1 protein-coding gene is annotated in these 1,751 nt (G+C 71.3%); it reads left to right on the top strand.

All coding sequences use genetic code 11. From position 1 onward, the window contains the following. Positions 1-1,751: polyketide synthase dehydratase domain-containing protein (locus tag ACZ4W5_RS37980; RefSeq protein ID WP_465659823.1), on the top strand; the 1,751-nt coding region annotated here is incomplete at both ends.

The raw sequence follows: 1,751 nt of genomic DNA, 5'->3' as shown, positions 1-1,751 counted from the left end.
ACCGGCACCCTCCGCCGCAACACCCCCGAAACCACCCAACTCACCCACGCCCTCGCCCACACCTGGACCCACAACACCCCCACCACCCCACCCACACCCACCACCCCCACCCACCACACCCCCCTCCCCACCTACCCCTTCCAACACCACACCTACTGGCTCCACCCGGTCGCCGACTCCGGCGACTTCGGACGGCACGGCACCGGACACCCGCTGGTCGGCGGCGCCATCGAACTCCCGGGCAGCGACGCCCTGGTACTCACCGGACGGGTCTCCCTCGACGCCCAACCCTGGCTGGTCGACCACGCGGTCCTCGACACCGTCCTGCTCCCCGGCACCGCGTTCCTCGACATCGCCATGCGGGCAGGGTCCGAGGTCGGCTGCACCCACGCACAGGACATCACCCTGGACAACCCGCTGCTCGTGCCCGAACACGACACGGTCGACCTACAGATCCAGGTCAACTCACCCGGCGATGACGGCAATCGGCCCTTCACGATCCACTCCCGCCTCGGCGACGCCGAGTGGATCCGGCACGCCACCGGCGTACTCTCCCCCGAGGCACCGCCGGCACCGCCGACTCCGCAGCACGCGGCCTGGCCGCCCCCGACCGCCACCCGCCTTCCGATCGCGGACCTCTACGGGCAGCTGGCGGAACGCGGCTACACCTACGGACCCGCGTTTCGGGGACTTCGGGCCGCCTGGCAGGACGCGGACGCCCTGTACGCCGAAGTGGAACTGGCCGAGGACGTCAGTGAGGCCGGCTTCGGGGTCCACCCCGCACTGCTCGACGCGGTGCTCCACGTGCGGCTCGCAACCACCGGTGACGACGGTGACGGCACAGACCTGGAGCTGCCGTTCTCCTGGTCGGGCGTCAGCCTCCACGACTCGGGCGCCCGAACGCTCCGAGCCCGGGTGGCCCTCGTGGACGACGCCACGATCGCCCTGGACGTGACGGACGCGAACGGCAGGCCGGTCCTCACCGTCGGCGCTCTGGCCACGCGGCCGGTGGACCCGGCGAAGCTCGTGTCGAGCGACCTAGCGCCGTTGGCGTTGGAGTGGGTCCCCGCCACCACCGACACCACCGCCACCACCACACCCCCCACCCCCGACATCCTCATCGTCCGCCCCCACGACGACACCACCACACCCCACGACCCCATCGCCGCCGCCCACCACCTCGCCGAACAAACCCTCACCCGCGTACAGGAATGGCTCGCCCAGGACCACCCCGACAACGCCCACCTCGTCATCCTCACCCGCGGCGCCGTCTCCACCGGACAGACCGACCCCATCACCGACCTCCCCGCCGCCACTACCTGGGGACTCATCCGCACCGCACAAAACGAACACCCCCACACCTTCACCCTCCTCGACCACCACGGCGACACCCCCAGCCCCGACACCATCACCGCCGCCCTCACCACCGGCCAACCCCAACTCGCCCTCCGCAACGGCGACTTCCTCACCCCCCGACTCACCCCCACCACCCCCAACCCCAACCCCACCACCCCCACCATCGACCCCAACGGCACCATCCTCATCACCGGCGGCACCGGCACCCTCGCCACACACCTCGCCCGCCACCTCGTCACCACCCACGGAACCCGCCACCTCCTCCTCACCAGCCGCCGCGGACCCACCGCACCCGGCGCCCCAGAGCTCAGGGACGAACTCACCACCCTCGGCGCCACCACCGTCACCATCACCGCCTGCGACACCTCCAACCCCACCGCACTCGCGGAACTGCT

The organism is Kitasatospora sp. NPDC029367, from assembly GCF_055569135.1.
Note: the sequence above shows the minus strand (reverse complement) of the source record. Positions and strands in the feature narration are given on the sequence as shown.